This window comes from Sphingosinicella sp. CPCC 101087 (assembly GCF_004151485.1).
Taxonomy (GTDB): Bacteria; Pseudomonadota; Alphaproteobacteria; order Sphingomonadales; family Sphingomonadaceae; genus Allosphingosinicella.
Window position 1 is genome coordinate 1 of sequence record NZ_SBFF01000015.1, and the last position, 18,204, is coordinate 18,204.

General features: G+C 64.2%; 16 protein-coding genes. 7 read left to right on the plus strand and 9 right to left on the minus strand.

Going from position 1 to position 18,204, the window contains the following annotated elements:
- The 5 genes from groEL to EKM57_RS20315 all read right to left on the minus strand — a co-directional run.
- Positions 1–836: chaperonin GroEL (gene groEL / locus EKM57_RS20300; protein WP_129794365.1), on the minus strand; the 836-nt coding region annotated here is incomplete at its 3' end.
- Between the two features lie 86 nt (positions 837–922).
- The gene (locus tag EKM57_RS20305; RefSeq protein ID WP_129794366.1) at positions 923–1,210 is read right to left on the minus strand and encodes a co-chaperone GroES; all 288 of its coding nucleotides are present in this window, start codon (positions 1,208–1,210) and stop codon (positions 923–925) included.
- A gap of 425 nt (positions 1,211–1,635) precedes the next feature.
- Positions 1,636–1,812, minus strand: a complete 177-nt coding sequence (locus EKM57_RS22045) for a hypothetical protein (protein ID WP_165357578.1) — start codon at positions 1,810–1,812, stop codon at positions 1,636–1,638.
- Positions 1,813–2,036: 224 nt separating this feature from the next.
- The gene (locus EKM57_RS20310; RefSeq protein WP_129794367.1) at positions 2,037–3,152 is read right to left on the minus strand and encodes an AI-2E family transporter; all 1,116 of its coding nucleotides are present in this window, start codon (positions 3,150–3,152) and stop codon (positions 2,037–2,039) included.
- 275 nt (positions 3,153–3,427) lie between these two features.
- A complete protein-coding gene (locus tag EKM57_RS20315) occupies positions 3,428–3,688 on the minus strand; it encodes a hypothetical protein (protein WP_129794368.1) in 261 nt (86 codons plus the stop codon).
- A 238-nt stretch (positions 3,689–3,926) separates the two neighbouring features.
- Between EKM57_RS20315 and EKM57_RS20320 the strand changes: the two genes are divergently transcribed.
- Positions 3,927–4,214 carry a hypothetical protein gene (locus EKM57_RS20320; protein WP_165357579.1) on the plus strand — a complete coding sequence of 96 codons (288 nt, stop codon included), beginning with the start codon at positions 3,927–3,929 and terminating at the stop codon, positions 4,212–4,214.
- Positions 4,215–4,378: 164 nt separating this feature from the next.
- Here the strand turns inward: EKM57_RS20320 and EKM57_RS22325 are convergent, their stop codons facing one another.
- Positions 4,379–4,546, minus strand: coding sequence for a hypothetical protein (locus EKM57_RS22325; RefSeq protein ID WP_206185518.1), 168 nt, complete (start codon positions 4,544–4,546; stop codon positions 4,379–4,381).
- Positions 4,547–5,068: 522 nt separating this feature from the next.
- On the opposite strand from EKM57_RS22325, the gene EKM57_RS20325 reads away from it, so the two are divergent.
- The 6 genes from EKM57_RS20325 to EKM57_RS20350 all read left to right on the plus strand — a co-directional run bounded on the left by EKM57_RS20325 (position 5,069) and on the right by EKM57_RS20350 (position 15,710).
- Entirely contained in the window at positions 5,069–6,907 is a 1,839-nt protein-coding gene (locus tag EKM57_RS20325) for an assimilatory sulfite reductase (NADPH) flavoprotein subunit (protein WP_129794370.1), read from the plus strand.
- 8 nt (positions 6,908–6,915) lie between these two features.
- On the plus strand, positions 6,916–8,619 hold the full coding sequence (gene cysI / locus EKM57_RS20330) for an assimilatory sulfite reductase (NADPH) hemoprotein subunit (RefSeq protein ID WP_129794371.1): 1,704 nt from the start codon (positions 6,916–6,918) through the stop codon (positions 8,617–8,619).
- Between the two features lie 343 nt (positions 8,620–8,962).
- The gene (gene treZ / locus EKM57_RS20335; RefSeq protein ID WP_129794372.1) at positions 8,963–10,729 is read left to right on the plus strand and encodes a malto-oligosyltrehalose trehalohydrolase; all 1,767 of its coding nucleotides are present in this window, start codon (positions 8,963–8,965) and stop codon (positions 10,727–10,729) included.
- Between the two features lie 301 nt (positions 10,730–11,030).
- Positions 11,031–12,809, plus strand: a complete 1,779-nt coding sequence (locus tag EKM57_RS20340) for an N-acetylglutaminylglutamine amidotransferase (RefSeq protein ID WP_129794373.1) — start codon at positions 11,031–11,033, stop codon at positions 12,807–12,809.
- Positions 12,809–14,578 (plus strand): N-acetylglutaminylglutamine synthetase, encoded by a 1,770-nt coding sequence (gene ngg, locus EKM57_RS20345; RefSeq protein WP_129794374.1) that lies wholly within the window; start codon positions 12,809–12,811, stop codon positions 14,576–14,578. The genes EKM57_RS20340 and ngg overlap by 1 nt, the downstream gene beginning before the upstream one ends.
- On the plus strand, positions 14,559–15,710 hold the full coding sequence (locus EKM57_RS20350) for an osmoprotectant NAGGN system M42 family peptidase (RefSeq protein ID WP_129794375.1): 1,152 nt from the start codon (positions 14,559–14,561) through the stop codon (positions 15,708–15,710). Before ngg ends, EKM57_RS20350 begins: the two co-directional genes overlap by 20 nt.
- A gap of 12 nt (positions 15,711–15,722) precedes the next feature.
- Here EKM57_RS20350 and EKM57_RS20355 read toward each other — a convergent pair whose 3' ends face one another.
- The 3 genes from EKM57_RS20355 to EKM57_RS20365 form a co-directional block, all read right to left on the minus strand.
- Positions 15,723–16,184: a helix-turn-helix domain-containing protein gene (locus EKM57_RS20355; protein ID WP_206185519.1), complete on the minus strand. Its 462-nt coding sequence runs from the start codon at positions 16,182–16,184 to the stop codon at positions 15,723–15,725.
- A gap of 298 nt (positions 16,185–16,482) precedes the next feature.
- Positions 16,483–16,728 carry a hypothetical protein gene (locus EKM57_RS20360; protein ID WP_129794377.1) on the minus strand — a complete coding sequence of 82 codons (246 nt, stop codon included), beginning with the start codon at positions 16,726–16,728 and terminating at the stop codon, positions 16,483–16,485.
- A gap of 144 nt (positions 16,729–16,872) precedes the next feature.
- Complete coding sequence (locus EKM57_RS20365) at positions 16,873–17,619, minus strand: Crp/Fnr family transcriptional regulator (RefSeq protein ID WP_129794378.1); 747 nt, start codon at positions 17,617–17,619, stop codon at positions 16,873–16,875.
- Positions 17,620–18,204: the final 585 nt, after the last annotated feature.

Consider the following 18,204-nt stretch of genomic DNA (forward strand, 5'->3'; position numbering starts at 1 on the left):
GGCGCCTTGACGGCCGCGACCTTGAGGCCGCCGCGCAGCTTGTTGACGACGAGCGTGGCGAGCGCCTCGCCCTCGATGTCCTCGGCGATGATGAGCAGCGGCCGGCCCGATTGCGCCACCGCCTCGAGAATCGGGAGCATCTCCTGCAAGTTGGAGAGCTTCTTCTCGTGCAGCAGGATGTACGGATCCGAAAGCTCGACCTGCATCTTCTCGGGGTTGGTGATGAAATAGGGGCTGAGGAAACCGCGATCGAACTGCATGCCCTCGACGACGTCGAGCTCGAACTCGAGGCCCTTGGCCTCTTCGACCGTGATCACGCCTTCCTTGCCGACCTTCTCCATCGCCTCGGCGATCTTCTCGCCGACGACGGTGTCGCCATTGGCCGAGATGATGCCGATCTGGGCGATCTCGTTGTTGCTCGACACGGCCTTCGACTGGCCCTTCAAGGCCTCGACCACCTTCAGGACGGCGAGATCGATGCCGCGCTTGAGGTCCATCGGGTTCGCGCCGGCCGCGACCGACTTCATCCCCTCGCGAACGATCGCCTGGGCGAGGACTGTCGCCGTTGTCGTGCCATCGCCGGCATGATCGTGGGTTCTCGATGCCACCGTGCGGAGCATCTGCGCGCCCATATTCTCGAACTTGTCGTTCAGCTCGATCTCCTTGGCGACGGTGACGCCGTCCTTGGTGATGCGAGGCGCGCCGTAGCTCTTGTCGAGGACGACGTTGCGGCCCTTCGGCCCAAGGGTCACCTTTACGGCATTGGCGAGAATATCGACACCGCGGGTGATGCTTTCACGAGCGTTGCGGGAGAATCTGACGTCTTTGGCGGCCATGGTCGTGAGTCCTTGATCTGGAGTGTTCCGGCGGACGTGCCGGCCGGGAGTGGAGCGTCGGGGGAACGGGTCGGGACCCGTGCGCCTCAGCCGACGACGCCGAGGATGTCGGCTTCCTTCATGATCAGGAGGTCCTCGCCGTCGAGCTTGACCTCCGTGCCCGACCATTTGCCGAACAGAATCTTGTCCCCTGCCTTGACGTCGAGCGGCGTCACTGTGCCGTCTTCGGCGCGGGAGCCCGAGCCGATGGAGACGACTTCGCCTTCCTGCGGCTTTTCCTGCGCCGTGTCCGGGATGATGATGCCGCCGGCGCTCTTCGCTGCAGCTTCGATGCGACGCACGAGGATGCGGTCGTGGAGGGGGCGGAATGTCATGGCGAGGTCCTCACGCTGGATTGCGACCGAGACGTCGCTTCACAAGCGGGAGCCAGCGCTGCCAAATTGCGATTGGCACTCTCACTCGAAGAGTGACAACACGCCTCATGTGGGCGCTCGCCGCTCGCGGGTCAAGCGGCTCACCAAGTCCTTGTTCGTGGCCCGCCCTCGGCTTCCTTCCAAGCGCCCGGGGAAAGCGAGACCCGTTCTGCTCCCGCCTGCGCACAGCAAATCGCCGTGGCGGGGATCGGCTTCACCGAGCGCCGCGAAGCCGAGGCGCGTTTCACGAACTGACGGCACATCACGGTGCGCCGAAGTGGCCTCGCGAAAAACGGGCCGGGCTGACGGAGGATGATCGTGAAGAAGGACGCCGGAGGGGCTCCGGCGTCCTTTCCACACGCGTGGGTAATCTGTAGATGATCCAATCAGTTGGGGAGGTCGAGCAGCCCCAGGATCAGGCCGGTCCTGCGATCGACCTGATAAATCCTACCATTGTCGAAGCCATGGTAGATCTGGTCGTTGTCCCGATATTCGATGACATGTTCCACGGGCAGATTGACCATTCGCGCGGAGCGGCGCTGACCTCCCGATGCTGCACTCATAATTTGATCATTGGCCATACCAAGACTTCATTATTGGTCAGGTTGCACATTATGCTGGGAGGGGAATGGCACATCGGCGAGTGGCCTCGGGGATTTTCCCTCCCAGCGGTCCCATCTGTCGAAACTCGGGAAACATCCTGCCGTGAACGAATAGAGCCGTCGTTCCATTCGCATAGCGGTGGGCCCGTACCTTCTGCGCTCGGCACGAGCTCAGCCTTATCAAGTCACGCCGACGGTGGGGGCGGGGGTGGCGCATTGCCGCTCGCAAGCACTTCGTGCTTGTCCTCCTCAAGATAGAGGCGGCGGACGAGTACCAGGACCACGATCGTCAGCGGCGTCGCAAGCAGCACACCGGCCACTCCAAACAGGATGCCGGCCGCGATGATGCCGAATATCGTCACAGCGGGCGGCAGGTCGACCATCCGATTCTGAAGAAGGGGCATGACGAGGTTGCCCTGGAGCTGTTGCACCGCGATCAGAACGGCTATCGTCCACAAGCCGGTATCGGTACCCTGGCCAAAGCCCAGCACCACGGCTGGTATGGCGGCCACGAAAATGCCCAGATAGGGCACGAACTCTGCCAGCCCTGCGACGAGGCCGATCGCCCAGGCCGCCGGAACGCCCACGAGCCAAAGGCCGAACCCGGTGCCGATGCCGACGAAGACCATGCCCAAGCCCTGGCCCTTCAGCCAGTTGCGAAGCGACACCGAGATGGCGTCGAGCGTCTCGGCCGCGGATGCCCGCGCCCCGGGAGGAATGAGACGGAGCAGACCAACTGCGTAGAGGGTCGGTTGGGCGGCCAGATAAAGGCCGCCGACGAGGACGAGGATGAGCCCCGACAATGCTCCGCCCAGTGCAGCCAGTGCGCCTGTCGCCACGTTCACGATCGTCTGACCGCTCGGAGCCACCGCCTGAGCCCGCTCGAGCACAGCCGCCCCGACGGGGGACGTGCTCATCCTTCCCCTGAGATCAGTCCAGGCGGCCGGAAGACGGGTGGCGAGCTCGGCGAATTCGGTCTGCATCGTGGCGCCGAAAAAGGCGACAGCGCCGCCGATCGCCGCAATCAACCCCAGCACGACGAGGGCAAGCGCTAGACCGAACGGCAGCTTCGTGCGCCTGCGGATCGCGTTGGTGAAGGTCAGGAGAATGAGCGAGACCAACGCGCACGCGAACAGCAGAAGGAGAAGGTCTACGAGCAGCCACAGCACATAAGCGGCGGCGAGCGTGGCGAGCACGACCACCGTCGCGCGGAAGACGCGTCGTTCGAGATTGTCACGCGCCTTCGTCCAAGGCGCTTCCTCCTGCGTGATCATGTCAGATTGTTCGGCGAAGTTCGACATCAGGCCAGCGCCCTCTCATCACGTGGGTTCCGCAACCGCGCTATTCGCGGCGACGGCGAGTCCCATTTCGAGCGACCGGCTATCGCAGATACAGCTCGATCTTGGGCATCGGGTCTCCCGCCCTTGGGCATATCAGCGCCCGGAGATTCGACAAATGGCGGATTTGAGCCGCGCCGACCCGCGGCTGCAGCGAATTGGCAGCGAGTGATGCGGTGCGCCCGACGTGTTTGCGAGGGTCAGGGAGCGCCTGGAACTGCCGCCTGCAGGCGCCGTTCTCAACCCTTATGGTCCTTTCGACCGCCAGTGACCGTGAACGCCTCCCGGAACGTCACCTTTAGGAGAGTTTCTCCGCGGTCATCGGCAATCTCGATATAGTGATCGAGGTTGACGTTGCCTTGCCGCTTGATCGCGTCGCACACCAGATCCCGGGCACCCTCCAGCGCCGCCTCGCGGGCGGCCTCCAGGCCTGGCAATTCCCGGCCTTCGTCATCGTCGGCATGGATATCGTCCCTGATGTGGAAACGGTAACGCGGCATGGCCGCTAGAGCGTCCGATAGGCTCGCGGGTTCCGAGCGCCCGCGAGCACGGCAGTGTCATTGAACGGCTCGACTCGTCATCGCGCTGCGTCGCTGATCACCCCACTGTCTTTCCGTGCCCTCGCTGCGCCGATGGGGCGATCCGCCGATCCTTCTCAATTTGTGGTGCACCGCCACTCAGGCGGAGGCACGGGCGGAGAATCTTGCAAATTTGCCGCCGATGACGGATCCCTCGGCCATGGTCGAGAAGCATCGACAGAAGGCACCGGCAACGCTGGGTGACGTGCTGTATGCGGCGCCGAGAGCCAGGGTGCGCGAGCAGGACTGGGCGACGCTGGTCGGATCGATAGCTGCAGGTGACCAGCTCGCGCTGCAGGCGCTCTTCGAAATGGCACACCGCATGGTTTTCACCTTGGCCATGCGGATCACATCAAGTCGGGAAACGGCTGAAGAGGTTACGATCGACGTCTTCCATGATGTCCGGCGCGGCGCCTCGCGCTACGATGCGGACAATGGATCGGCCTGATGCTGGCGCGGCACCGGATGAGCGCGTGAAGGGCTAACCGGATCAGCGCGCGCGAAATCAGGCGCTGCCGGGGAGTGACGGTGGCTTCAGCCATTTAAAGGCCGGAGGAAAGATTCTGATTCTCGACCGGCACGCCTCCGGACGCAACAGGGCGTGATCGCGGCTCAGGACTTGATCGAAGCGTCCAGCGGCGGCGCCGCAGCCCATTTGCTGCCGGCCGGCTTTATCATCGGCCTGCCGCAGCCTTCGCACAGCGCCGTCAGCCCATAGGGCTTCTTCGCCATCGAAGCGGCGGAGGGGCGGTGAAGTCCGAACAGGCAAGGCAGTGACATGGGACGAATATAGTCCGAACAGACCGTTGCGGCATCTCCCGGATGGGAGATCATGGCGGATTCGGTCCGGGCTGTTGCAGGCGCGCTACGATCGCTCCGACGGGGGACCAGCGCGATGCAGGCGAGCTGACCTGGCCCGAGACGCTGAATGCGAATATGCCGCAGCTGCACGGAAGATGTGTCAGCGCCCGACGCCGAACCAAGTCATGGCGGCCTCCTCGCACGCTGTGCCGGACACCGGATATACGACACAGATTTTGCGCCGACCGACTGGAGTTGGGTCACCGACGGATCAAAATGCATCCGCCGATGCGCATTGGTGGAAGAATATGCTCGCATCCGCGCCTCACCCAAATCGGATTCTGCTATTCGCGTCAGCGCCTTGAACCGCCCTCCGCCGCTGGATATCTGCCCAGCCATCGACCGTTCGAGACACCCTGAAGGGGAAACCGCGCGTGAGCAGGCTGGCGGTTGGGTCGGTGACGCTAGGCCGGTCGCCCGCATCTGGAATGTCGAAGAGCGATGACGATTAGAGAGACTTTTTCCGAGGGCGCGCTGTCGCTCGAACAGTGGCAGCATGTCGAGGACCTCAGCAGGGACCTGACGCCCGCACAGGCGCGCTGGCTTAGCGGCTATTTCGCCGGTCTTCAGGTCGGGATTTCGCGTGCCGGCGCAGTCGCGCTCCCTCCGCCCAGCGAAGCGGCTTCGAGCACTTCGGCGACCCGCACGCTCACCATCCTGTATGGCACGGAGACCGGGAACTGCGCCGAACTGGCCCGCACGCTCGGCGCAGCCGCGCGCGAGCATGGGCTATCGCCCGAGCTGTTCGACATGGCTGAGTACAAGCCGCGCCGGCTGAAGGACGAGCAGGACATCCTCTTCGTCGTCAGCACCTACGGTGAGGGAGACCCGCCCCAGCCGGCAGTCGGCTTCTTCGAATTCATCGAGGGACGCAAGGCGCCCCGGCTCGAGCAGGTTCGCTTTTCCGTTCTGTCGCTGGGAGACTCGACCTACGAGCTCTACTGCGAGGCCGGCAAGCGGCTCGACCGGCGTCTCGAGGCGCTCGGCGCAACCCGAATCCACCAGCGGGTCGACTGCGACATCGACTATGACGAGCCGGCGGCGCAATGGACTGGCGAAGTGGTGGCGCACCTGGCGGCGGAAGCGGCGGCCAGCGCCGCTCCGACGTCGATGTCGGCCATTGCCCCCTTCCCGACAGCGGCGGCGCACTCGCCGGTGCCGGTCCACGACAAGCGCAATCCGTTCCAGGCGACCATCATCGACAATATCCCGATCGTCGGGCGCGGCTCTTCCAAGGAAACGCGGCATATCGAGATCGACCTTGCCGGATCCGGGCTCAGCCACGAACCCGGGGATTCCCTGGGGATCGCTGCGGCCAACGACCCGCAGCTCGTCGAACGGATTCTCGAGGCGGTGGGACTCGCCGCCGACGCGCCGCTTTCAGTGAAGGGCAGGGCGACCACGCTCGGCGAGGCGCTCGAGAGGGATTTCGAGATCACGGCAGCGACGCCCCGCTTCCTGGACCATTGGGCGACGCTCAGCGGCGCTGCCGAGCTGGAGCAGCTCCGCGCGGAAGATCGCAAGGCCGAGCGCATGGCCTTCCTGGGCGGTCATCATGTGCTGGACCTGCTGCGCGCCTACCCGGTACCGGGTCTCGACGGAGAGACGTTCGTGGCCGGGTTGAGGCCGCTGCAGGCCCGGCTCTATTCGATCGCCTCCAGTTTTTCGGCGATTCCGGACGAGGCGCATCTGACGCTCTCTCCCGTCCGCTATACCCTGCACGACGAGCCGCGCGTCGGCGTCGCCTCCGCCCATCTCGCCGACCGGGGCGAGCCGGGATCGACGCTGCCCGTCTATGTCCAGAGCAATCCGCATTTCCGCCTGCCGGCGCCGGACCTGCCGATCATCATGATCGGCCCGGGGACTGGCGTCGCACCGTTTCGCGCCTTCCTGCAGGAGCGAGAGGCGAAGGCCGCGACCGGCCGTTCCTGGCTGTTCTTCGGCGAACGCAATTTCCGAAGCGACTTCCTTTATCAGACCGAATGGCAGGCCTTCCTCAAGGACGGAGTCCTCACCCGGATGGACGTCGCCTTTTCGCGCGACAAGGCCGACAAGGTCTATGTCCAGGATCGGATGCGGGAGCAGGCGGCGGACCTCTTCGCCTGGCTGGAAGAGGGCGCTCACGTGTATGTGTGCGGCGATGCGGCACGCATGGCGCCCGACGTACATGAGGCCCTCGTGGCGATCGTGGCGGAGCAGGGGCGGCTCGAACGGGAAACCGCCGAGGAATATGTCCGCGGTCTTCTGCGCGATCATCGCTACCAACGCGACGTCTATTGAGGATCGACATGGATATCCAGGACCAGAACCCAATCGACCGCAGCGCGGACATCTCGCAGCCGATCGACCGACTCAGCGCGGACGAGCGCCTGAAGGCGGGGAGCGATTACCTGCGGGGTACGATCGCCTCGGGCCTGCTCGACCGGATCAGCGGCGGTGTCACCTTCGAAGACAACAAGCTGATGAAGTTTCACGGCATCTATCAGCAGGACGATCGCGACATACGCGACGAGCGGCGTCGCCAGAAGCTCGAGCCCGCCTTCCGATTCATGATCCGCGTCCGCCTGCCCGGTGGGATCTGCACGACCGAACAGTGGCTCAGGATCGACGAACTGGCCCGAGCCCATGGCGGCGACACCGTGCGCCTCACGACCCGCCAGACCTTCCAGTTCCACTGGGTGGTGAAGGAGGATATCAGGCCAACCATCCAGGGCCTGCACGAGGCGCTACTCGATACGATCGCTGCTTGCGGCGACGATGCGCGGGGAGTCATGTGCACGGCCGATCCGCGGGATTCGGCCGTGCATGCGGAGCTGGCGGCTCTCGCCAAGCAGGTCAGTGACCATGTGATCCCGAAGACGCACGCCTATCACGAAATCTGGTACGGCGAGGAGCGGGTCGCGTCTTCGGAGCCTGAGGAGCCGTTTTACGGCCCCACCTATCTGCCCCGCAAGTTCAAGATCGGCTTCGTGCTGCCGCCATCCAACGACATCGACGTCTACACCCAGGATCTCGGCTTTATCGCGATCACCGGGGAGAATGGGGTCGAAGGTTTCAATGTCGCCATCGGCGGCGGAATGGGCCGGACGGATAACGCCCCCACCACCTATCCGCGACTGGCCGATGTGATCGGCTTCGTTCCGAAAGATCGGCTGTTCGCCGTAACGGACGCGGTGATGTCGGTGCAGCGCGATTTCGGAAACCGCGCCGATCGCTCGCGCGCGCGCTTCAAATATACGATCGACGATAAGGGGCTCAAATGGGTGGTTCGCGAAATCGAGCGGCGCATGGGAAGCAGCTTCGCTCCCGCACGGCCGTTCGAGTTCACCTCGAACGGCGACCGGTTCGGCTGGCACGAAAACGATAACGGGCGTTTCAGCTACACGCTGTTCATTCAGAATGGCCGCGTTTCCAACTTGCCGGATCAGTCGATCATGGACGGGCTGCGGGCGATCGCGAAGGTCCACCGCGGCGTCTTTCGCCTCACGCCCAACCAGAACGTCACCATAGCGGACGTTGCTCCGGAGGACCGGCCGGTCATCGATGCACTGCTCGCCGAGCACAAGCTGGCGGAGAATCACGTGAAGAGCGCGATGCGGCTGAACGCCATCGCCTGCGTTGCGCTGCCGACTTGCGGCCTCGCGATGGCGGAGGCGGAGCGCTATTTGCCTGACCTGCTCACCCGGATCGAAGGCCTCCTCGCGGAACATGGGCTGCTCGACGAGCCCATCACGATCCGGATGAGCGGCTGCCCCAACGGCTGTTCCAGACCCTATGTGGCCGAGATCGCGCTGACCGGTCGAGCGCCGGGCAAGTATAATCTCTATCTTGGAGGCGGCTTTCATGGGGAGCGTCTCAATCAGCTGACCCGCGAGAATATCGGGGAGGCCGCGATCCTGGAGATACTGGACGCGCAACTCGGACGCTATGCGCGCGAGCGGCAGCCGGGCGAGCGGTTCGGCGATTTTGTCGTGCGGACCACAGACCACTGAGCGGGACGGGCGTCGGTATCTTCGTACCGCACCAGCTTCTACTGGTCTCGACGAGCCCGGACGCGGCGACACGCCTCCCGGCCATTGCGGCCCAGCATCGGCACGGTTCCTTCTTCTCCTGGTGAAGCATCCGCTCGGAGCCACGGCCGCGCCCGGGCGTTGAGCTGGAACCTTCTGGAGGTGTCGATTCGCCCATGCGATGCACGAGCACATGGCCCGGCTGGCCACCCTTTCGCCCTGCGCGGACAAACGAGAGCAAGCAGGTCCGCGACCTCCCGCCGACACTGCCGCCTTGCCCGGCCGGGCCGGCGCGCCCGCGTGCGGAATTGCTTCGGGTGGTCGAATGTCGGACGTGACCGGGCCGGCGACTCCGGGCGGAAGGGATGGCGCCGCGTCTGTGGAGTTGAGTGCGGGCACGTGGTGGGGTCCGCAGCGGCTTGGCGACCAGCGCACGCGCTTCCGGCTGTGGGCTCCGGATGCGCCGAACGTCACCCTCGAAATCGAGCACGCCCCGCCCATGGCCATGGCCAGAGACGCCGACGGATGGCACGCCGTCGAGGCGCCAGTGGGAGCGGGATGCCACTATCGCTTCCGTCTTCCCGACGGCCTCGCCGTTCCAGACCCTGCGTCGCGTGCCCAGCCGGGCGGCGTCCATGGCTGGAGTATGGTGTGCGATTCCGACGATCATGTCTGGCGCACCGGCGGCTGGCGCGGCCGGCCGTGGCATGAATCGATCATTCAGGAGTTACACGTCGGGGTTCTCGGCGGGTTCAAGGGAGTTGCGGAGCGGTTGCCGGAACTCGCGGAACTCGGAATCACGTCGATAGAGTTGATGCCGGTGGCCGCCTTTGCGGGGCGGCACAACTGGGGGTATGACGGCGTGCTCCCGTACGCCCTGGCGCCGAGCTACGGTTCGCCCGCCGAACTGAAGGCGCTCGTCGATCGCGCGCATGAGCTGGGCCTCAGCATCCTGCTCGACGTCGTCTACAATCATTTCGGACCCGACGGTAACTATCTCGGCGCCTATGCGCCCGGTTTTTTCCGGACGGATGCGCAGACTCCCTGGGGCGGCGCAGTCGCCGTCGATCGGCCGGAGGTCTTCCGCTTCTTTCTCGAGAATGCGATGATGTGGCTCGAGGAGTATCGGTTCGACGGTCTGCGTTTCGATGCTGTCCATGCCATCGAGAACGACGCATTTCTCGACCGTCTCGCCCGGGAGATCAGGGCGCGCCTCCAGCCTGACCGGCACGTCCATCTGGTCCTCGAGAACGAGCGGAACGATGCCGATCGACTGGCGGACGGTCTCTACGATGCCCAATGGAATGACGATTTCCACAACGCCGTGCACGTCCTGCTCACGGAAGAGACGAGCGGCTATTATGCGAGCTTCGCCGAATCTCCGGCCAAGCATCTGGCGCGCTGCCTCGGCGAAGGCTTCGCCTATCAGGGCGAGACGCCCCCTGGCGACGACGCCGAGGCGCGCGGGACGCCCTCGGCGCACTTGCCGCCAACGGCGTTCGTCGCTTTCCTGCAAAATCACGACCAGGTGGGCAACCGCGCGTTCGGAGAGCGGCTGATACGGCTCACCGATCGGGCGCGGCTGCGCGCCGCAACGGCGCTGCTGCTGCTCGCGCCGCAGATCCCGTTGCTGTTCATGGGGGAGGAATCGGGGAGCGAGTCGCCGTTTCTCTTCTTCACCGACTTTGCGGACGAGCTGGCCGAGGCAGTCCGTGAGGGACGGCGGAACGAGTTCGCCGGCTTTCCCGAATTCGGTTCGGCCGAGGCGCGCAAACGGATTCCGGATCCGAATGCGAGCGTCACGTTCGAACGCTCCTATCCCAAGCCCGGAAGCGACGCCGAGATGTGGCGGGATCTGTACCGACAGCTCTTGGCCTTGAGGCATCAGGAGATCGTTCCCCGTCTTGCCGGCACACGGACGCTGGGCGCTCGGCAGCTGAGCGGTTCCGCCGTCCACGCCCGCTGGCGATTGGGTGACGGATCCACCCTTCACATCGCCGTCGACCTTGGCTCGGAAGCGGTTGGCCTGCCTGCCGGAGACGATCCGATCTACAGCGAACCGGACCGTTTCTGCGCATGGATCGAACGTTAGCGGCGTCGTCGGCGAGTTCAGCAGCGTCCGCGAGGCTCCGCGCCAGCGGACCGCGTATTTGCCAACACAAATCCCCGAGCCGAGCTGGAGCCGTCGTTCGCGCGCGCCCGTGGTCGTCGAGCCATGCTGACCATGCCGAAATGCCGGCGTTCCTCAGGAGATAATCGCGCCGAATGCGTGGGTCCCGAGCCATGCCGGGACAGCGAAGCGGAGCAAAACCGCCTGACGGCGGTTCTATCAACTCCCCCCCAAAAAACGCGTTCAGGGACATGTTCGGAATCATATTCTCAGCCGCGGCCTCATGTGCGGCATAGCAGGCGAGATTCGCTTCGGATCAGGGATCGCAGATGCGGCCGCAGTGTCGACGATGATGCGGAGCCAGGCGCGCCGCGGCCCGGACAGCTGCGGGCAGGTGATGCGCGGCCGCGTCGGCTTGGGGCACCAACGATTGCGGATCGTGGATCTCTCGAGCCGGTCCGAGCAGCCGATGGTGGACCCGGAGCTGGGCCTTGCGCTCGTGTTCAACGGCTGCATCTACAATTATCAGCAGCTGCGGGACGAGCTGAAGGCGCTCGGCTACCGTTTCTTCTCGGCAGGCGACACGGAAGTGATCCTGAAGGCCTATCATGCCTGGGGAACGAAATGCGTCGACCGCTTCAAAGGCATGTTCGCCTTCGCGATTCACGAGCGCGACAGCGGGCGAGTCGTCCTCGCCCGCGACCGCTTCGGGATCAAGCCGCTTTACTATTCGCAGACGCCGCACCGCCTGCGCTTTTCGTCCACCCTGCCCGGGATCGTCGCGGCCGGAGACGTGGACACTTCTGTCGACCGCGAAGCTCTCCATTTCTACATGAGCTGGCACGCCGTCGTCCCGGCACCCTGGACCATCCTGAAAGGCATTCGGAAGCTGCCGCCTGCGACCGTGCGGACTTATGAGGAGGATGGCAGGTTCACCGACCATCTCTATTGGGATCCGCCGTTCGGCGAGACGGCCGAAGATAAGAAGCGCTCCGAACAGGAGTGGCAGGAAATGCTCATGTCGGCCCTGCGAACGGCCGTCGAGCGCAGGATGGTGGCCGATGTGCCGGTAGGCGTTCTGCTATCCGGCGGCGTAGACTCGAGTCTCATCGTCGGGCTCCTTGCCCAGCTCGGCCAACACGGTCTTTCCACCTTCTCGATCGGATTCGAGGAAGCGAACGGCGAAAAAGGCGACGAGTTCGTCTATTCGGACCTGATCGCCCGCCATTATTCGACCGACCACCACAAGCTGTTCGTGCCGTCGGAAGACCTGCTGAGGGAACTGCCCGGCGCGATCGAGGCAATGGCCGAGCCGATGGTCAGCTACGACAATATCGGCTTCTACTTGCTCTCCAGGGAAGTGACGAAACATATCAAGGTCGTCCAGTCCGGCCAGGGTGCCGACGAGGTGTTCGGGGGTTATCACTGGTACCCGCCACTGGCGGGATCCAACGATCCGGTGACGAGCTATGCCCGGGCGTTCTTCGACCGCGACGCCGATAGACTCAACCGCCACCTGGGGCCAGATTGGCGCAATGGCGGGAGCTTGCCGCTCGACTTCGTCCGCGACCATTTCGCCCGCGCAGGTGCGTCCGACCCGGTGGACAAGGCGCTGCGTCTCGATTCCACCGTCATGCTGGTGGACGATCCGGTAAAACGAGTAGACAATATGACGATGGCCTGGGGTCTGGAGGCCCGGGTCCCCTTCCTGGATCACGACCTCGCGGAGCTCGCCGCCCGCATACCCTCCGTTTTCAAGCTGGCTCAAGGGGGCAAGGGAATACTGAAGGACGTGGCGAGAAAGGTGATCCCCGCCGAGGTGATCGATCGACCCAAGGGCTATTTCCCCGTGCCGGCGCTAAAATATATCGCCGAGCCATATCTGACGCTGGTCCGCGACGCGCTTTCGAGCCGCACGGCGCGCGAACGCGCCCTTTTTTCGGCCGACTATCTCGAGGGGCTTTATGCAGATCCCACCGGCCATATCACGCCGTTGCGCGGCTCCGAGCTCTGGCAGGTGGGACTGCTCGAGCTCTGGCTCCAGCAGCATGGGGTCGGCTGATGGTCATTCGAAAGGAATCCGAGCGCCTGGGCGGTAGCCAGCGCCTGGTTCCGCTGGTCCGCCGGCCGAGGAGCGCTCCGCTACGTCCCAACGCCGTCGCGGATTGCGGCTGGGGCCGCATCCTCTTCGCGCAGACGTTCCAGGACGTGGAAGACCTTGTCTCCGAGATCCGCGCCGAGGGCGCCGAGCAGCGGGACATCGCGATGTACGTCACGGACCCTCACGTCCTGCTTGCCGCGTCTCCCGCCGAACTCTTCCTCGATCCCTCCCATACGTTCCGGCTGAATCTCGCAACCTATCGTTCATCGGACCGCCGACCTTCGGGCTTCCTCGTTCGCCGGATGGTGCCGGACACCGATGCCGGCGCAGTGAACCGCCTCTATGCGCTGCACCGGATGGTGGAGGTTCGGCCGGATTTCTTCGAGCAGCAAGAGCGGGAAGCGCGGCTGCTAACCTACTTCGTCGCAGAGGATGAAGAGACCGGCGCTCTGATCGGCACCGTGACGGGGATCGACCACAAAGTCGCGTTCGGCGACCCGGAGAGCGGCTCCTCCCTCTGGACGCTGGCGGTGGACCCGCAGACGCCTCATCCCGGGGTCGGAGAGGCCCTGATCCGGTGGCTGGCGGAACATTATATCGCCCGTGGAGCGGGCTACATGGACCTCTCCGTGCTGCACGATAATCACGGGGCCATAGCGCTATACGAGAAGCTCGGTTTCCATCGGCTTCCGGTGTTCGCCGTGAAGCGCCGCAACGTCATCAATGAACGGCTGTTCGCCGGTCACGATCCAGCGAAGGCGATGAACCCCTATGCGCGCATCATCATCAACGAGGCCCGCCGCCGTGGCATCGGCGTTCGTGTGATCGACGCCGAAGGCGGATTGTTCGAGCTGACCTCCGGCGGACGCACCATCCGGTGTCGAGAATCCCTGTCGGATCTCACGACGGCCGTGTCGCTCTCAATCTGCGACGACAAGGCCATGACCCGCCGGATCGTCCAGGCGGCCGGCGTGAACGTCCCCGGCGAAATAGAGGCGGACGACATGGACGCGGTTCGAGCCATGCTGGACGAGCACGGGTCGCTGGTGGTGAAGCCCGCCCGGGGGGAGCAGGGCCGAGGCGTCGCCGTGGATCTGGACACGATGGAGGCCGTCGAACGGGCGATCGAACTGGCACGCCAGCAATCCGACAAGGTGCTCGTGGAGACCTTCCACACGGGCTACGACCTCCGCCTCGTCGTCATCGGCTTCAAGCTCGTCGCGGCCGCGATCCGCCGGCCCGCCGAGGTCGTCGGCAACGGCCGCGACACGGTTCGCCGGTTGATCGAACGTCAGTCGCGCCGCCGCGCCGCCGCCACGGGTGGAGAATCGAGGATACCGCTGGATGCCGAGACCGAGCGGTGCGTGGCCAAGGCGGGCTACGGGCTCGACGACGTCCCTCCGGAACAGGCCAGTTTCCCGGTGCGCAAGGCCGCAAACCTGCACACAGGAGGCACGATCCACGACGTGACCGAGATCGTCCATCCGAAACTGGTCGATGCGGCGATACGGGTCGCCCGCGCCATCGACATCCCGGTTGTCGGCGTCGATTTCATCGTCAAGGATCCGGCCGAGCCCGATTACGTCTTTATAGAAGCGAACGAGAGACCCGGCCTCGCCAACCACGAGCCGCAACCTACCGCCGAGCGATTCATGGACCTGCTCTTCCCCCTCAGTATGCCGGCCGCGGCACGCAATGTGAGGACCGTCGATGCCGCTGCCCAGCATTGACGTCGACTACCTCCGCGCGCAGCTCGCGCGTCTGCTTTCGATCCCCAGCCCGACCGGCTACACCGACACCGTCGTTCGGTACGTGTGCGAGGAGCTGGGGCGGCTCGGCGTTCCTTTCTCCGTCACCCGCCGCGGAGCGATCCTGGCCCTCTACCGCGGGAGGGACATGGAAGGCGCACGAGCCATCGTCTCCCATCTCGATACGCTTGGCGCGACCGTGAAGATGATCAAGGACAATGGCCGCCTCGAGCTGGTTCCCATCGGCAGCTGGTCGGCTCGCTCCGCCGAGACGACTCGCTGTACGATCCTTTCGGAGCAGGGTGCCTATCAAGGCACCATTCTGCCGCTGAAAGCCTCGGGTCATACGTTCAACGAGGAGATAGACACGCAACCCGTCGGCTGGCCGTACGTGGAAGTCAGGATCGATGCCGACTGCCATGATCGAGCCAGCACCGAGGCTCTCGGGATCCATATCGGAGACTTCGTGTCGATCGACCCGGGCACGGAGATTCTCGACAACGGCTACATCGTCTCGCGCCATCTCGACGACAAAGCGGGCTGCGCTGCTGCGCTCGCTGCGCTCAAGGCCATGGTCGAGGGCAAAGTCCAGGTGCCGGTCGATATCCACTTCATCTTCACGATCACCGAGGAGGTCGGCTCAGGGGCATCTGCAGTACTGCTCGACAACGTCGTCGCCATGGTGTCGATCGACAACGGCACCACGGCACCGGGCCAGAACAGCGCAGAATTCGGTGTCACGATAGGCATGGCAGACCAGGTCGGGCCCTTCGACTATCACCTCACTCGCAAATTGATCCGGCTGTGCGACGAGAACGGGATCAGATATCAGCGCGACGTCTTTCGCTACTATCGCTCCGACAGCGCTTCGGCCCTGGAGGGCGGGGCCGACGTTCGGACCGCCCTGATCACCTTCGGAATCGACGCCAGCCACAGCTACGAGCGCATTCACATCCACGCCCTGAAGTCGATCGCGGAGCTGGTCGTGTGCTATTCCGAAAGTCCGATCGAGATCGCGCGCGACGCGGAGGAGTTGGCCGGCCTCGAAGGCTTCACGGAGCAACCCACCGGAGCCGCCCCGCACGGGGCGGACGACCCTTCGGCACACGAGTGAACCCCTCTCGCGCTAGACGAAGCAGGCCGGGTCGCCCGCGGCCGTCAATGCCGTTTGCGGCTCCTCCTTCTCACGAACGGCCGCGCCATCATCCTCATCCACAAGGCTGACACCCAGCCGCTCCGGATGGTAGCCGGCAGCGGCGCTGAGGCGCCGCCAGTCAACAATCCGAATGGCTTCCTCGTCGAGCGTGATGACCTGGGAGAGCGAGAGAAGTGCCAGTATTCGCTTGATCCGGGCCAGACCCAGACCCATGGCCCGTGCCAGTTCGGCTCGACCGAGCGGAAGTGGAGCGGAATAGTCGCCGGTCCGCCTGCCAAATTGCGAGCCAAGTTCGCAAAGAAGAAAGCAAACGCGGCCAAGCGTGTTCCGCCGTTCGGGGTCCGCCTGCTCTGCGGCCGCTGCCGCGGCGAAGGCGGCAAGAAAATCCCATTCCCGGTCGATTGACGCAGGCGACATGAACAGAAACGGCAACGGGGCGACCGAGGGCGGTAGTGGTGGGAGCTCAACTCGGATCGTCATGACAAGGGGTCCAAATAATTCTTCCTAATCAACTGTTTGTGCCGAGATTCCGTTCCTGACGATCTCATTAACGAAGATCAGTCCGAGCGAGAGCAAGCGGATCGTTCCTCCGATCCGCGCCGGGGACGAGCATTCGATCTCACACCTTCCCCTGCCCATGGGCCTACACCCGCGCGCGTCTCGGTGCCGAAGCCATGAGCACGGGGCCAGGCTTGCTGGGGCCACGCACGCCTGAGCCTGGCCGAACGCGTCAGTCGGCAATGCAAAGAGGCTGCGTTTTGCGTCCTCCGCCGCGCATCTCGATCACCTTCTTCATGTGCAAGGAGGAAAGCTGGAGATGCGATCTGGCAACGGCCATCGAGGGCGAGGTGAGCCCCAGCCGGAGTTCGCACAGCGCTCGCTCGGAATGATAATCCAGATCCTCTTCGATGAACATTTTCTTATCCCCCCATAGGCTTAGCTCTTTCTTGCAGAGCGTGGGGGCTTCGACATTCATCCCTGTTAAGTTGCACCCGGGAATGTTGCTGATCTGGTTAAGCGAGCCTTGTTTCGGTGCCTGCGCGAGTGCCGGTCATGCGATCAGGATGAAGGCCTGCCTCGCAGCGTCAACGGGCGCCGCCTCTTGCCTCGCGCCGAGTTCTCAGTTTCGAATGTCGCCTTCGTGGAGATAGGTCGGGTCAAAGCCCGCGGCGTCGCGCAGGACGGCGCCGTTCAGGATGCGAAGCGTCTTCCCGCCCAGTTCGATCAGCCCCTCGCGCCGAAGGCGCATCAAGGTACGATTGATGTGCACGGCACTTAGGCCAAGCGTATCGGCGAGCTGCTCCTGCGTAAGCGGGAGATCGAAGGTTTCGTCCACGGCGAGGCCGATCATTCTCATTCGGGAATGAAGCTCGCAAAGCAGGTGCGCAAGCCGTTCATAGGCATCTCGCCTGCCGATACTGACGATCCATTCTCGGAGCACGCCCTCGTTTACGAGCGTCGCCCACCACAAGGCCCGCGTGAGGGCCGGGCGCTGCTCGGTCAATTCGCGAATGTGCTCACGGGAGATATAAGCCACCGTCGCAGGCGTCAGCGCGGTGATGCCATGATCCATTTTCCGAAGGATCGTGACGTGCAAGTCGCAGAAGTCGCCGGGAATAAGGTACGCCGTGATCTGCCGGGCGCCACCGGGCAGCATCTTGTAGCGTGCTGCCCAGCCGCGCAGCATGAGGTGTACGTTGTCGGGTTGATCCCCTTCCGAGATGATGTCGCGGTGGGCTCCGACGTCTCGGGTGGCGCGGCTGACGTCGATGATCGCGTTCCTGTCGTCCTCGGAAAGTTTCGTGATCCTCTCCAGCCTCCTGATGAGCGGGTTCCGGGCAGCGAGGTCGGGATCGGGAGCGGCCATTCGATGAAAACTAGGATAGCCGGCAAGGCTCGTCCAGCACCGACCCGCCCCTGCAAATCCGGCGGGTAATCGACGTGGTCGCCTCGGCCGCATCGTTCGACAGCCTTGAAAACCGTTGCCTTCGAACGGACGCCGCGCCGATCATGGCTGTGCCCGCCCCAAGCCCCATCCCGCGGTCTAAGCGGCGGACCGCGCCGGGGTCGCCCCAGAACATTCCACCTGCCGGTTCTGCCCCAAAAATTGTCGCGCACATCTTCGAATCGGCGGGGGAATGCGCTGAGGGTGGCGTGGCGCGGCGTCCGGCGCAGGCGATGGACAGGGCGCGGATACGGAGGACGGACGCGAGCTTCGCGCTGCTTCGGCGCGGCTCGCGAGCGCGGACATACGCTGCCATAATCGTCAGTCCAATATTTATACCACACTTGAATATGTCTGGAATTCTGCTCCAAAGCTGCTATCAGTGCGACCGGCTCCGGAGAAGGGGGCTGCATGTCCGGGTATTCCCCCTCGGCAGCCGCTGAGGAGATCGAATTCAATCAAGTGGTGAAATCCAGGACCTGCTGTATTGAAAGAGAAAGGCGGCTG

Bases quoted from the DNA above. Each gene is read 5' to 3' on its own strand.
- EKM57_RS20360 (WP_129794377.1), bottom strand. From the start codon at position 16,728: ATGAATGTCGAAGCCCCCACGCTCTGCAAGAAAGAGCTAAGCCTATGG.
- EKM57_RS20325 (WP_129794370.1), top strand. From the start codon at position 5,069: ATGACGATTAGAGAGACTTTTTCCGAGGGCGCGCTGTCGCTCGAACAG.
- EKM57_RS22045 (WP_165357578.1), bottom strand. From the start codon at position 1,812: ATGAGTGCAGCATCGGGAGGTCAGCGCCGCTCCGCGCGAATGGTCAAT.
- cysI (WP_129794371.1), top strand. From the start codon at position 6,916: ATGGATATCCAGGACCAGAACCCAATCGACCGCAGCGCGGACATCTCG.
- EKM57_RS20310 (WP_129794367.1), bottom strand. From the start codon at position 3,152: ATGTCGAACTTCGCCGAACAATCTGACATGATCACGCAGGAGGAAGCG.
- EKM57_RS22325 (WP_206185518.1), bottom strand. From the start codon at position 4,546: ATGTCACTGCCTTGCCTGTTCGGACTTCACCGCCCCTCCGCCGCTTCG.
- EKM57_RS20365 (WP_129794378.1), bottom strand. From the start codon at position 17,619: ATGGCCGCTCCCGATCCCGACCTCGCTGCCCGGAACCCGCTCATCAGG.
- treZ (WP_129794372.1), top strand. From the start codon at position 8,963: ATGTCGGACGTGACCGGGCCGGCGACTCCGGGCGGAAGGGATGGCGCC.
- EKM57_RS20315 (WP_129794368.1), bottom strand. From the start codon at position 3,688: ATGCCGCGTTACCGTTTCCACATCAGGGACGATATCCATGCCGACGAT.
- ngg (WP_129794374.1), top strand. From the start codon at position 12,809: ATGGTCATTCGAAAGGAATCCGAGCGCCTGGGCGGTAGCCAGCGCCTG.
- EKM57_RS20340 (WP_129794373.1), top strand. From the start codon at position 11,031: ATGTGCGGCATAGCAGGCGAGATTCGCTTCGGATCAGGGATCGCAGAT.
- EKM57_RS20320 (WP_165357579.1), top strand. From the start codon at position 3,927: ATGGTCGAGAAGCATCGACAGAAGGCACCGGCAACGCTGGGTGACGTG.
- EKM57_RS20305 (WP_129794366.1), bottom strand. From the start codon at position 1,210: ATGACATTCCGCCCCCTCCACGACCGCATCCTCGTGCGTCGCATCGAA.
- EKM57_RS20350 (WP_129794375.1), top strand. From the start codon at position 14,559: ATGCCGCTGCCCAGCATTGACGTCGACTACCTCCGCGCGCAGCTCGCG.